This is a genomic window from Prosthecobacter sp. (assembly GCF_044373815.1).
GTDB lineage: Bacteria > Verrucomicrobiota > Verrucomicrobiia > Verrucomicrobiales > Verrucomicrobiaceae > Prosthecobacter.
In genome coordinates, this window is sequence record NZ_JBIPNG010000140.1 from 1 (window position 1) to 13,744 (window position 13,744).

The window sequence follows — 13,744 nt, forward strand, 5'->3', positions numbered from 1 at the left end:
CTTGGAGATGAGCTCGAAGCCGAGAAAGACCGACAGCACGAAGATGACAAAGATGAGCATTTCGACGGTCATGGCATGTCAGGTGGCGGTGGCGATTTTGTCGTTCACGATGCGCCCGTCATGGGTGACGACGCAGCTTTTGAGGATGTCATCGTCCAGGTTCAGCTTCAGCGCCTGCGTCTCCTTGTCCCAGAACTCCGTGAGCAGTGCGGTGACATTGGACGAGTACATCTGGCTGGCATGCACCGGCACGCGGCCCGGCAGGCTGGCGATGCCGACGATCTTCACGCCTTTGCGCTCGATGATCTGGTCCGCCACCACGCCTTCGACGTTGCCGCCGCTCTCGACGGCGAGATCCACCACCACGCTGCCCGGCTTCATCGCATCCAGCATCTCGCTGGTGAGCAGCACCGGCGCGCGTCGGCCAAATACCTGCGCCGTCGTGATGACGATGTCCGACTCCGCGCAAATGCGCGACATGCCTTCACGCTGGAGCTTGAGCTGGTCGTCGGTCAGCGCCTTGGCGTAACCGCCTTCCGTCTGGCCGGTCTCACCCACGTCGATCTTCACAAACTTAGCACCGAGTGATTTCACCTGCTCTTCGACGACTGGCCGAGTATCAAAGGCCTCCACCTTGGCGCCGAGCCGTTTGGCCGTGGCGATGGCCTGCAATCCCGCCACGCCTGCGCCGATGATGAAAACCTTCACCGGCTTGATCGTGCCTGCCGGTGTCATCATCATCGGGAAAATCTTGCCTGACTGCCCTGCGGCCACGATCACGGCGGCGTAACCCGCCAGGCTCGCCTGTGAGGAGAGCACATCCATCTTCTGCGCCCGCGTGCTGCGTGGCACCATCTCCATGCTGATGGCGCTGACACTGCGTGACGCTAGCGCACGGATTAATTCAGGCGATTGAAACGGATCGAGCAAGGCGATGAGCACCGCGCCTTCACGCAGGGCGCTCACTTCATCGAGCGTCGGCTTGCGCACCTGGAGGATGACATCTGCGGCGGCAAGCATCGCTGCGCGATCTGTCCGCACTGCTGCGCCGGCTCTCGTGTAATCCATATCACTGTGGCCGCAGGAAAGCCCGAGACCGGATTCCACTTCAATCTTTGCCCCCAGGGCCACAAGCTTGGCCACATGCTCAGGCACCAGGGCGGTGCGCGTTTCTCCCGCATGGGTTTCTTTGGGAACAGCGACAGTCATCTGCATGTGTGGACACGAACGATGACAAAGCCTGACACCTGGCCATCATCATGTAAAGAATGAAAGGAGAGTGCGTGGATAGGCTCCGGCCCTAGATAGCGGAACTGAACGGCAGGTTCAAATCAGCTCTCGCAACGGCGCACCCTGATCCACGATGAAGTTGGGCCTGCCCTGATGATCGGTGTAGATCGTATCCAGCGGGACACCCATGTGGTGGTAGATGGTGGCGGCGAGATCGCCGGGAGTGACAGGGCGTTCATCAATCTGGCCACCGTCTTTGTCAGAGGCGCCGATGACCTGACCGTGACGGAAGCCGCCACCGGCGAGGGACATGGACATGACGTAGGGCCAGTGATTGCGGCCGTCGGTGCTGCCCTGCGTGCCGAGTGTGGGCGTGCGGCCAAACTCGCCCATGGTGATGACCAGGGTGTCTTGAAGCATGCCGCGCTCGGCGAGGTCGCTGACGAGTGTGGTGATGACGTGGTCGAACACTGGCAGCAGCGGGCGCAGGCCATTCCAGATGCCACCGTAGGGCGGGATGTTGTCGCCATGATTATCCCAAGTGCCGGAGGCTCCGTGATTGCTGAGATCGATGGTGACAAAGGATGAACCGCGCTCCACGAGACGGCGTGCGAGCAGCGCCTGCTTGGCCCAGTCATGCTCGCCGTAGCGGTCGCGTACTTTTTGCGGTTCCTTGCTGAGATCAAAAGCCTCCTGCGCCCGGCCACCGGCGACGATGTCGAAGGCGGTCTGCGAGAAGCTGTCCATGGCGCTCATCATGCCGCTGGCATCGATGTCTGCGCGCAGGCCGTCCATTTGTTTGCTCAGCGTCTGGCGCGCTTGCAGGCGATCCATGCTGAGGCCGGAGGGAAGCTGGAAGAGCTTGGTGGCGCTGCCGCCATCGAAGGGATCATACTGCGTGCCGAGGTAGCCGCCCCACGCGACGTGCGAGCGCGATTTCATGTTTAGCACGACATAAGGCGGCATGGCCGGATGATTGGACCCGCGATGCTTCGCCACGATGCTGCCGAAGGATGGATAATATTTCGCCTTCGGATTCGTGCGCGGCTCGTTGGCGAGGTTTGCGGTCTGCATGACCATGTTTGGCTCATGGTTACTGAAGCGGCAGTCCACCGAGCGGATGAGTGTGAACTTGTCCAGCATGGCGGCCTGCTTGGGCAGATACTCGCAGATGTGCGTGCCGGGCAGCTTGGTGGGGATCGTTTTGAAGGGACCGCGAATCTCACGCGGGCGATTTGGCTTCGGGTCCCAGGTGTCGATCTGCGAGGGGCCGCCGGTCATCCAGAGCAGGATCACCGCTTTGCCGCTCTTGGTGGTCTTTCCCTCTGCGCGCAGCTTCGTCAGCGCAGGCAGGGTGAGGCCGCCAAGTCCTGCGAGGCTCGTTTTCAACACCGAGCGCCTGCTATGGACGACCACGCCATCCCGCAGACGCGGGTTCATGAACGTGAATGCATGCGGGGCACTGTGGCCGGAGCAGGGATGATCGGGAGATGACATCGGAGTTCAATACGCGGAGCCAGGAGCAACTCTAACCGAGCACTTCAAATCCTCCCTGCATTCACTTCACCAGCTTCAAATACGCGATCAAATCTGCCAGCGACTGCGGCGTGAGCGCTGCTTCGAGGCCTTCTGGCATCAGGGAGGTGCCCGTGCTCTGCAAACTCGCGATCTCGCTGCGCAGCACGGACTTCGTCAGATTGCCCGCCATCTTCAGCGTGAGGCTCGCGCTCGTTTCCGTGGCGATTACGCCATAGAGCTGCTCGCCACTTTTGAGCGTGCAATGATAGGCCATGAATCCCGGCTCAATGATCGCGCTCGGGTCAAGGATGGAATTGAGAAGCTTCTCCGCATCATGCTGCACCACACTGCGCAGATCCGGCCCCAGCTCGATGCCCACGCCGTCCAGTTTGTGACAGCTGATGCACACCTGCGCGAACATCGTCTTTCCCTTCGCCGCGTCGCCCGTCAGTTTCAGCGCGGGTTTGAATTTCTCCACCACCGCTGCACGCGTGGCGCTCGTGGCATCCGCAAACACCGCCGCGGCCTGTTTCGCGATTTCCTTTTTCGGGTGTTTCGTCAGTCGCGCGCGAAGTGCCGCATCACATGATTTTGCCTCCGGCCGCTGCAGCAGTGCCAGGGTCCAGGCATCGCTGGAAAGCAGGGTCTCGATGATCTGAAGCCTCACCGTCGGTGTTCGTTCATTCCAATTCTCGAGCAAGAAATCGGGGCCGTCTTTTGGCTGCAGTTTTGCCACCAAACGCAGCACCTCGGTGTTTGCAGACTTCTTCCAGAGTTCCGGCAGCAGGGTCTTCACCATCTCGCGATGTTCACGGTCCGATGCCAGCAGCTCCACGGCCGCCATGGGCGGAGACTCCTTGGCCGCTTTGACTTCCTCTGCCGCCGTGTGGAGAAGGTCCGCCATTTTCTTCAATCCCTGCCGCGCTTCCGCCGAAGTCACCTGCTGCGTGAACGCGGAGAGCGAGAGCCCCTTCTCATCAAGGACGGCGAGCAGTTCGGTGGCATGTTTTTGCGCTCCCTGGTGGGACAGCAGCGTGGCGATCGCCTGCTCATTTTTCACTGCCAAAGCGCAGCGAAACAGCATGCTGATGACCTGGTTGTTTTCTGGTGCCGCACTTTCAGGAAAGCGTGTGCAAACTCCCTCCAAATGAGGCATCACGGAACTCAGTGCTGCGCCTTGAAGAGAGGAACCTGGCGGGGCCTCACGTAGTTGTTGAGCCAGCAGATCCGCCGCCCAGTCGCCTTTCAGTTCACCGAGGGTGCAGACCAGTTGCAGCTGCACTTTCGCGTCCTTGTCGTTTACGAGTTTCGTTAGCGTCTTTTGAAGGGATGAAGATTCGTTGTCTTTCCACTCCAGTTTCTCCACCATCTGCAATGCTTGTTCGCGCACTTGTGGTGATGCATCTGCCAGCAAGTCCAAACATGCGGTGGGGCTGAGCTTCTTCATGGCCAGCAGTGTCCACGCGGCCTGCGCCCGCGTTTGGGGCTGCTTGGATTTGAGGAGGCCATCGATGGAAGTCTTCTCACTGCTCCACGCGAGCTGCATCTGCGCCTTGTCGCGCTGCCAGCCATTCGAGGAACTCAAATCTTGTATTGTAGTCCCGCCTTGAGGCGGCTCAGGAGCGCGCGTGATTTTCCAAATCCTGCCCTTGTCATCCCCTTCGCGGTAATGCGGCAGCAGTTCATCCTTGCCGTTTTGCGGCAGCCATTGCGGATGCTCGATCATGTAGCGGTACATGTCCGCCACCCAGAGCGCGCCATCGGGTCCGGTGCGCACCATCACGGGGCGGCACCAGCGGTCTTCGCTGGCCAGAAAGTCCATCTTTGCCTCGGCGGGATCGCGCGTGGCCTTGAACGTTACGCCATCATCTTCCAGTACGTGATGCTGCACCACGTTGTGAAAGGGTTCGCAGGTGAAGGCGTGTGTTTGGCCATCCTTGAACAGCAAGCGGTCGCGATAGACCTCGATGCCGCAGGCGCTGGTGAAGCGGCCGGCTTGATCAAAGCTGTGAAAGCGTTTCTCCATGCTGCTGGCGGGATAGACCGACGGATTGCGCGGGAAGAGCTGGTGAATCGGGTCCGGCGGAATGACGTAGGGGTTCCGGCGCAGGTAGTGATCCTGCAGCACGTAGTGCCAGAGCGGGAAGCTGTTTTGCACGCCGAACCAGTGGCCCCAGTCATCGTGGGCGCGACCAAATTGCGATGGTCCGCTCTGTGGATCAAACTCGCCGGTGTCCGGCTTGAAGCGGAAGTCGCGGCTGCCGAGGTCGATCTTTTCGCCGGTGAGCTTGGATTCGATCTGCGTGCCTTTGTTGTAGCCGCCGTGGTGTGCGCCCGCTGCGCAGTACACCCAGCCGTCCATGCCCCAGCGCAGACCGTTCACGCGGAGTTGCTGATTGCCTGTGCTAAAGCCGGTGTAGAGCACTTGCTTCTCGCCGTTCGGCTTGATGAAGAAAATGTCCGGCGCGGCGGTCACGATGACGCCATCGCGCCAGGTCAAGATGCCGGTGGGATAGCTCAGATCATTCACGATGATTGTGCGCTTGTCGTAACGGGCATCAGCGTTGGTGTCTTCGAGCATGACCACGCGTCCGCCGGCTTTGCCGTTGCCATCCATGCCCAGCGGGTAGTCGGCCATCTCGATGACCCATAGTCGTCCCTTGTCATCCCAGTCAAAAGCCACGGGATCCAGCACCACAGGTTCCGCTGCGACGAGTTCGATGCGGTAGCCTTCGTGCAAATGCCACTTCTTCGCCGACTCCTCGGGAGAGAGCGGCTGTGAGGCGAGCTCCACCTTCGGGGCAGGTTTGGCAGCGGCCGGCTTTTCCAAGCCAGTCACCACCACATCCGAGAACTCTCCTTCCAGTGGAGCGAGGTCATCACAGCGCTTGCCAAAGAACAACTCGGTCGCGCCGGGTGCAGTGACAGGCAGGTCGGCATCGATCTCCACTTTGCCATTCAGCATGACCTTCACGCGTGAACCCGTGCGTGCCAGTGACACGTCGTTCCATGAACCAGGCTGGATGATTGTCTTTCCGCGCACGATTTGACTCGCTGCATTGCCATTATAGACAAACAACCTGCCCGGCAGCGAGTCTTTGTAGCTGCCGCCGATGCCCAGGTGATCTCCCGGAGCTTGAGCATCTCCCTTCGGCCCGCGTGAAATGAGATAAGCCGTCACTGCACTGGCATCATTCGCCTTGGTGTTGCGAAAGCGCATGGATGCAGACCAGTTTGCATGCCCTTGCAACAACGCCGAGTTCTGCACCTGCGCTTGCTTTGCCCGTTCCTTCCGCGTGACTGCATGCCGCGCGTTGTCTTCAGCCACCTTCGAAATGTCCCATAGCTTTGCGACCAACGAGGGTTCGATCGACCTGCTCCAAATTGAGATTTCATCCAGCCTGCCTTCAAGTCCTCTGCCAAAGAGCAGGGTATCGTTCACTGTGCCGGTTTTTCCTTCCAGCGAAGGCTTTTCGGCGCCGTCGATATGCACGCGCACGCGGTCGCCATCACGCACGAGCACCGCCAAATGCCAGTCATCGGCAAACAGCTCCTCCTTTGATTCCTCGCCGCCCAGCGTGAGCCGCACGCGATGATTTGCATCCTGATGCGCCTCCAAGCTGACACCGAGCGCGTTGATTAACTCGCCGGTGCGATCACTTGCGCCGCTTTCGTGGCCGAGCCAGAACCAGACCGCCGCGCTGGCCTGCGTTCCAAGTTTGAGGTTGGACGTTTCAATATGTCCGCCCGCGAGGTGTATGGAGCGGTTGATCTTGTCGCGTGGCACCTGGACCTGTTGATGCTTGAGGGCCGATTCATCCCCATATCCCCGCCCTGCGTTAAAGCCGGGCAGCCACAGTGCATGGCCGCCTTTCACGACCGTTTTGGCACCTGTATGCACTGCGCAAAGATCATGAATGCCCGATTGAAAATCGATGAACAAATCGACATGGGAGTCGATAATTGCCGAGGTGTAAGGAGGGCAGTCTTCGCTCATGCCCCTGCCGGGAGCCAGATCAAGCTCGCCCACCATCTCGCGCAAGGCGGTGCGAATCTTTTCCTCCGCCGCCACCTCAAGTCCCGCAGTGCGGGCCGGCCATGTGGTATAGCCACCCAGCGCATGCTGCTCACGCGGCGGGATGTAGCCTTCCGCGCCATTCGCCAGCTCGATGTTGAAGTGGTTCTGAAAAGGGGATGTCCATTTGAGCAGCAGGCCAGTGAGCGCATAGACTTCATTGGGCAGCGTGGTGATGCCCAGTTCACCCATGCCAGGATTCCCTATTCGGATGGCCTGCAGTTTCACGCTCGTCTTCTGCCGCTCGTGCAGGATCAGCGCCTCACGGGCATAGACTTCCTCCTTGTTCTTCGGCACGTCATTCTCGATCTTTGCAGCGATGGGCCGCGCCCAGGCGAGGCGCTTTGCGTCAGGGACTCGGTAGCCGAGTTCCAGCGTTTTCTCCACCATGCCCAGCGGTGCATATTCGAGATGCTCCACCTTTTGTAGCGCCTTCATGGCGCTGTCAGCGACAGCGCTGGCGTAGGTGTCGAGGGTGATGTTCTTTTTCTCCGCGCCGTAGTCCATCCACATCTGGTCACCGCTGGTGCCCTGGCTCATCGCACAGACGAAGGCGCCATTGCCATCGCCCGGCTGGCCCAGTTTCGCGGCGAGGTGTTTGCAGAACAGGCCGTAGTAGTCCGCTGAAACCGGGCTGCTGCCGAAGTAGTGCTGTGAGTAGTTCGCCAGTACGCCCAGCGGTTTGCCGTCGGTGGTTTGCAGCGAAATCACGGAGAGCTGAGGATCGACGGGGCCGCTGGGACCGACGACGTCTTTGCTGAGATAGCCGGGGTGCATGTTCGCACGGCCCGTGGGTTTGCCAAAGGGATCGACGACCTCCTTGCCGGGCAGTCGAATCCAGCGGCGGTTGTGCGTGTGCTCCCAGTCATCAAAGCTGCCCCAGCCAATGCGCGCGGGCTGCAGAGCCTTGTCCGCCGCCACGATGGCTTCGGCAATTTTTGGTGTGAGGAATTTGCCATACTCCGTGTCCTTGCGTGTGCCGAGGCAGCCCATCGCCGCCGGTGCGGAGTGCGTGTGCGTGGCGCTGACCATCATGCGATCGACAGGAATGCCGCACTGTTTTGATGCGAGCGCCTTGGCCTCATCAATGAGCGGCTGCTCCATCATGCAGGTGTCCACTATGGCGAAGGCGATCTTCATCTTGCCGTCATCCAGCACAAAGCTGCGCACATGCAGTCGGTCCACGATCTTGTCGCCACGTCCTTCGAGAAAGCCGCCCGCGATGATCCTAGGGAACGTCGTGGGCGTGATGTCGATGGCGGAGACGCCTGCGCGGAAGGCCGGTTGTGCCTGTGCGGAGATTGCAGCGAGGCCGAGAAGAAACAGGAGGGACTTCATGAGATTGGCTCAAACCAACGCTCATGAAGATCACTTGCTTGCCTGCCTATTAAGCGATCAACGGGCCAATCGCGGGTTCGGCGAGCAGCTTCTGCACTTCTTCGACCAGACCTGCCACGGGCACAGCACTCTGCGAACGGGCCAGCAGGTTCTTGATCACGACCTCGGGGTATTCAGCACCGAAGACGATGGCAAATCGGGCCTTGCGATCCTCGGCGGCCTGAAACTGTTTGCCGACTTTTTGCGCGCCAAAGCTGTAGTCGATGCGGACGCCTGCGGCACGCAGGGCCTGCACAGCGGCGAGCGCGTGCGGGCGCTGGGCCTCATCCACCACAACGACGTAGGCATCGATGCTGCTCGCAGCGAGCAAGGCGCTGGTCAGCTTTATCTGCGCTCCGGCCGTTTTCTCGAGAAGGAGTTTGAGCACCACGTCGCCCATCGCAAAACCTGCGGCGGGCATGTCCACCTTGCCATCGCTCATCAGGGAGCAGAGCTTGTCATAGCGTCCGCCGCCGGCCACGGCACGGAGACCGTGTTTGCGGTCGAAAACTTCAAACACGGTGCCCGTGTAATATGCCAGGCCACGCACGATGGTGGCATCAATGCGAACGTGCTGCCAGATGCCGCGTGCGCTGAGGTTTTCGCGCAATGCCGCGAAGGCCGGGTGATTTTCATCTGCGGAGGCCATGAAAGCGCGCACATCAGCAAGCGTGAGGCCGATGCCATTGAGCTTCTTCTCCGTCTCTTCGGACCGGGCCCGCTCGATCTTGTCGATGATCTGCAGGAAAGTGGCAGTGTGTTCGGCGGTGATGTTGAATTGGGCCAGGAAGCCGTTCCAGATTTCGCGATTGCTCAGGCGGATCTCGAAGTCCTCAGAGCTCACGCCAAACTCGCGCATCACGTCAATGGCCATCGCGATCAGTTCTGCATCCGTTGCAGGCGAGGCATCGCCAAGGATGTCGGCATTGAACTGCACAAACTCGCGCGTGCGTCCTGCCTGCGGCGCCTCATAGCGGAAGCAGGAGCCGATTTGAAACCACTTGATGGGTTTCTTGAAGTCACGCTGACGTGCGGTGGCCATGCGTGCCAGGGAAGGGGTCACCTCCGGGCGCAGGGAGACGTCATCCTTTCCTTGAGTTGTGAAACAAAAAAGCTGGCTGGTGATCTCGTCACCGCTCTTCTTGCGAAACAGGTCGGTGTTCTCAAGCACCGGTCCCTCATACTCCATGAAGCCATACCGGCGTGCGACGGAGCGCCAGGTGTCGAAAATGTAATTACGCACGGCGCATTCTTCAGGGAAGAAGTCACGAAAGCCTTTGACTGTTTGGATCGGTTCCATAGAGGGGCGGGATTCATCTTCATGCCACTCAGGTACGCAACCGGAAATGCGGCGGGTGACGTAACCTCCTGATTGCATGCTCTCCGACCTGTTTGTGCGCGATTTCCGCTGCTTCGCCGAGGCGAGGCTGGAATTGCATCCCGATGTTACGCTGCTGGTGGGCAGGAATGCGCAGGGGAAAACATCCCTCATCGAGGCTGCGTGCGTCCTGCTGCGCTTGCAGTCGCCCAGAACATCGAATCGTGCCGAGATGGTGCGCTTTGGTGCTGCCACGTGTCTGGTAGAGGCGCACTGGCATGGCAAACGGCTGCGCTATGCGCAGTCGGCCACGACGCGGCGGCTGGCGGTCGATGGTGCCACCTGCAGCAGATCTGCGGATTTTCTTGCCGCCTCGGGTGTGGTGGTGTGGATGGATCATCGCGACATGAATTTGCTGCGTGGTGGTGCGGAGCATCGGCGCAGGTTTCTCGACTTCGCTGCAAGCCAGATGTTTCCTGACTATCTGCATGCGCTGCGTGGTTATGAGCGTGCCCTGCGTGGCCGTAATCATGTGTTGAAGCGGGATGCCAGCATCGCGTGGAAGCAGGCGGACGCCTTTGCACGAGTGATGGACGGCTTTGCCCAGACACTCTGGCAGCGGCGTGCAGAACTGTGCGCCGCCCTGGGCCCGGAGGTGTCACTGGCGCATGCGAAGCTGAGTGATGGTGTGGAGAATGTGTGCATCACCTATCAGCGCACGAGTGATGCTGCGTTGAGCTTGTTTGAGGCGCTGTTGACGATGCGGGATGAAGAAGCTCGCACGCGTTCGACCGCATTTGGGCCGCACCGTGATGACATTGGGATGCGCTTGAATGATCTGGACGCGACCACTTTTTCCTCAGAAGGCCAGCAGCGGTCGTTTGCGCTGGCGATGAAACTCGCCCAGGCGCAAGTGCTGGAGCACGCCTGCGGTTCGCCCCCCCTGATGCTGATGGATGACGTTTTTGGCGAACTGGATGCCCACCGCCGGCGGGCCCTGCTGTCCTGTTTGCCACCTGGAACGCAGAAGATCATCACGACCACGAATCTGGACTGGGCGGACGCCGACCACCTGGCGGGGCGGGTTTTTGGAGTCGAACAGGCCAAATTCTGCCGAATCCGGGGCTGAAAAGCGTGGCTTTTGGCCGGAAATGGCCTGAATTTGCCAATCCCAAGCTTCTTAGAAACATCCCTTGACGCATTTTCAGGCGGTTTTAGCTTTAAACTGGGTTAGAATGCCTTGCGCGCGTGGCTTTTCGTGATTCTCAAAACAGTTGGAATTCTCCGTCGCGCATCTGGATTCTGACGCCTGTACGCATCAACACTTTTCCCATTTATTCTCAATGTTCGGCAAACTTTTCGGCTTCGTCGCCCAAGACATCGGCATCGATCTCGGCACGGCAAACACCCTCGTCTATGTAAAAGATCACGGCATCGTCCTCAGAGAACCTTCAGTGGTGGCGGTTAAAACCGGCACCAACGAAGTCGTCGCTGTGGGTGACGACGCCAAACGCATGCTCGGACGAACTCCGGGCGGCATCACGGCCATCCGCCCGTTGAAGGACGGCGTGATCGCGGACTTCCGTGTGACGGAGGCCATGCTGCGCCATTTCATCAAGAAGGTGCAAGGCGGCGGGCGCAAGATGCGCGGGCCACGCGTGGTCATCGCCGTGCCCTCCGGCATCACGGAAGTTGAGAAGCGTGCCGTCAAGGAAAGCGCGGAGCAGGCTGGCGCACGTGAAGTTTATCTGATCGAAGAACCGATGGCTGCGGCCATTGGTGTGGGTCTGCCAGTGCAGGAAGCTGCGGGCAACATGATCGTCGATATCGGCGGCGGCACCACGGAGGTGGCGATCATCTCGCTCTCCGGCATCGTTTACAGCCGCAGCGTGCGCGTGGCCGGCGATGAACTCGACGAAGCGATCATCAATTACATGAAGCGTGCCTACAATCTCATGATTGGCGAGCGCACTGCGGAAGAAATCAAGCTGCGCATCGGCTCCGCCTTCCCGCTGGGCAAGGAAACGACGATGGAGGTCAAAGGACGCGACATGGTGGCCGGTCTGCCGAAGACCATCACCATCACCAGCCAGGAAGTCCGCGAAGCCATGCTGGAGCCGCTCAATGCGATCATCGACGCTGTGCGCACCACTTTGGAACGCTGCCCGCCGGAACTCTCCGCCGACTTGGTGGACCGCGGCATCATGCTTGCCGGTGGCGGTGCGCTGCTGCGCGGCCTCGACAAATTGCTTCAGGAAGAAACAGCGCTCCCAGTGCATGTGGCGGAAGATCCGCTTAGTGCCGTCGGCGAAGGCACCGGACGGGTGCTCAGTGAGCTTGAATTCCTGCGCAAAGTGAGCACGACCGAAGTCTGATGACCAATTCGCGCTGCACTGTGTCCGCTTGAAAGCATCTGCCGAAAAGCACCGCACCCAGCCCGGAGGAAAGGCCAATCATGAAAAAGCTCAACATCCTCGCGCTTCTGATCTTCGTGGCAGGGCTGGTTGCCGTGTTCACCTTTGACACTGCGACCACCCGGCAGATCCAGTCTCGTGTCATGAGTCTGCTGTCTCCTTTCATCCACAGCAGTGCGGCGATGGAGCAGGCGGCGGAGTCTGCCGTGGCTCCGCAGATCAATCCGGTCGAAATGAAACGGGAAAACGATGAGCAGCGCGTCCAGTTGGAGCGGCTGCGCATTATTCAGCAGAAGTACAACCAGATCATCGAGGAGAACGCCAAGCTGCGTCAGCTCATCGAGTTCAAGCAGTCGGCCCCTTTTAAAATGACAGCGGCCAAGGTGATCCGCCGCAGCTCCAGCACCTGGTGGAACAGTTTGATCATCGACAAGGGTTCACTCGATGGCATCGGCACGGACAGCCCGGTGATCACATCCGTCGGCTTGGTGGGGAAGACTTCCACGCTGGCCCCGCACATGGCCAAGGTGATTTTGCTCACGGATGAAATGTGCCGTGTGTCGGCCAAAATCGAAGGAACGCTGGAGCAGGGCATCCTGGGTGGCGAACGTGCTGCGCTGGAAGTGCGCCCTGAGCTGCATCTGCGTTTTCTCCATCGCAACTCCAACATCAATGCCGGTGCAGGGGTTTACTCCTCCGGTGAAGGCGGGGTGTTTCCTGCGGATCTGCTGCTGGGCCGTGTGAAGCGTTTTGAAAACCGTGAGATTTCCGGAGAGGCCGTCATCGAACCCGCCGTTGACTTCTCCACCTTGGATTATGTCTTTGTGATTGAAATGCAGGTTGCCGAGCCCACACCGGAACCTGCAGCGACACCGGCACGCGCCAAGCCCTGAGCCGCCATGTTGTTCCACCCGATCTCCATCATTCTGCTGCTGCTCACCTTCATGGTGCAGGAGTTCATTCCCGGGCTGGAGATCGCCCAGTTTGCCACGCTGTTTCTGCCGGCAGTGTTTTTCTTCAGCGCTTCCGTGGCCGCACCGTTTTCGATGATGCTGCTGCTCGCGTTCATCACCGGGTTTGTCTGGGATGCCCGCCATCTTCCCGGAGTCTTGGAGAGCCTGTCAGGTGCGGAGGATGTGTTTGGCACCGGTGCAGACGTTGAACTGGGTGCAGGCAGCCACCCTCTGCCATTTGGCCTTTCCATCGTCCTGTTTGGCATGCTCGGCACTTTGCTTCAGGGCATCCGCCCGTTGTTCAAACGGGGCCGCCTTGAGCTCCCGGTGCTGATGGTCGGCCTGGCGGTCTTTGTGTGGCTGATTTCGCAGTATCTCATCATCACGTTCCTGCGTGGTTCCCTGCAGTTTCCGGCAGGCGTATGGTCTAAGATGATCACCGACTCCCTGCTTGCCATGCTTGCCGCGCCGCTCATCTTTTTGCTGCTCTATTCGCTCGCCCGCCTGTCGAGTTATGAAATCAAATACGAAGGCCTGAGGTACCGTTTCGATGGTCGTTAAATATCGCTTCCGCCTCTATCTGTTCTCGCTCGCCATGATGTGCGGGTTTGGACTGCTTGTGTTCAGGCTGTGGTCGCTGCAGATTGACCGCCGGGAGGAGTTTTCCAAGATGATTCCCGGGGCGAAAAAGGAACGCGCGCGCATTCCCGGTCCGCGTGGAGAGATCAAGGACCGCAATGGCGTCGTGCTTGCCACCAACAAGGCAAGCTTTGAGGTTCGCATCAATCTGGCTGAAGTCGTCACAGAGTACAAGCGCCTCGCCAAGATCAAGAAGGCAGCCGTGCCTGAGATCACCTTT

8 protein-coding genes and 1 pseudogene are annotated in these 13,744 nt (G+C 59.7%); 5 read left to right on the plus strand and 4 right to left on the minus strand.

The annotated features are described in order from the left end of the window. Positions 1–78 precede the first annotated feature (78 nt). The 4 genes from ACIREA_RS13275 to hisS all read right to left on the minus strand — a co-directional run bounded on the left by ACIREA_RS13275 (position 79) and on the right by hisS (position 9,500). A complete protein-coding gene (locus ACIREA_RS13275) occupies positions 79–1,209 on the minus strand; it encodes a Re/Si-specific NAD(P)(+) transhydrogenase subunit alpha (RefSeq protein WP_397382763.1) in 1,131 nt (376 codons plus the stop codon). A gap of 117 nt (positions 1,210–1,326) precedes the next feature. Then, a complete protein-coding gene (locus tag ACIREA_RS13280) occupies positions 1,327–2,670 on the minus strand; it encodes a DUF1501 domain-containing protein (protein WP_397382757.1) in 1,344 nt (447 codons plus the stop codon). Positions 2,671–2,788: 118 nt separating this feature from the next. Beyond that, positions 2,789–8,161 (minus strand): PVC-type heme-binding CxxCH protein, encoded by a 5,373-nt coding sequence (locus ACIREA_RS13285; protein WP_397382758.1) that lies wholly within the window; start codon positions 8,159–8,161, stop codon positions 2,789–2,791. A gap of 49 nt (positions 8,162–8,210) precedes the next feature. Next, positions 8,211–9,500: a histidine--tRNA ligase gene (gene hisS, locus ACIREA_RS13290; RefSeq protein ID WP_397382759.1), complete on the minus strand. Its 1,290-nt coding sequence runs from the start codon at positions 9,498–9,500 to the stop codon at positions 8,211–8,213. A 76-nt stretch (positions 9,501–9,576) separates the two neighbouring features. On the opposite strand from hisS, the gene recF reads away from it, so the two are divergent. The 5 genes and pseudogenes from recF to ACIREA_RS13315 all read left to right on the plus strand — a co-directional run. Then, positions 9,577–10,647, plus strand: a complete 1,071-nt coding sequence (gene recF / locus ACIREA_RS13295) for a DNA replication/repair protein RecF (protein ID WP_397382760.1) — start codon at positions 9,577–9,579, stop codon at positions 10,645–10,647. Positions 10,648–10,861: 214 nt separating this feature from the next. Then, positions 10,862–11,893: a rod shape-determining protein gene (locus ACIREA_RS13300; RefSeq protein ID WP_377169129.1), complete on the plus strand. Its 1,032-nt coding sequence runs from the start codon at positions 10,862–10,864 to the stop codon at positions 11,891–11,893. An 80-nt stretch (positions 11,894–11,973) separates the two neighbouring features. Then, complete coding sequence (gene mreC, locus ACIREA_RS13305) at positions 11,974–12,825, plus strand: rod shape-determining protein MreC (RefSeq protein ID WP_397382761.1); 852 nt, start codon at positions 11,974–11,976, stop codon at positions 12,823–12,825. 6 nt (positions 12,826–12,831) lie between these two features. Beyond that, on the plus strand, positions 12,832–13,446 hold the full coding sequence (locus ACIREA_RS13310) for a hypothetical protein (protein WP_397382762.1): 615 nt from the start codon (positions 12,832–12,834) through the stop codon (positions 13,444–13,446). After that, positions 13,436–13,744, plus strand: a pseudogene (locus ACIREA_RS13315) (hypothetical protein); the annotation flags it as partial. The gene ACIREA_RS13310 and the pseudogene ACIREA_RS13315, both read left to right, overlap by 11 nt.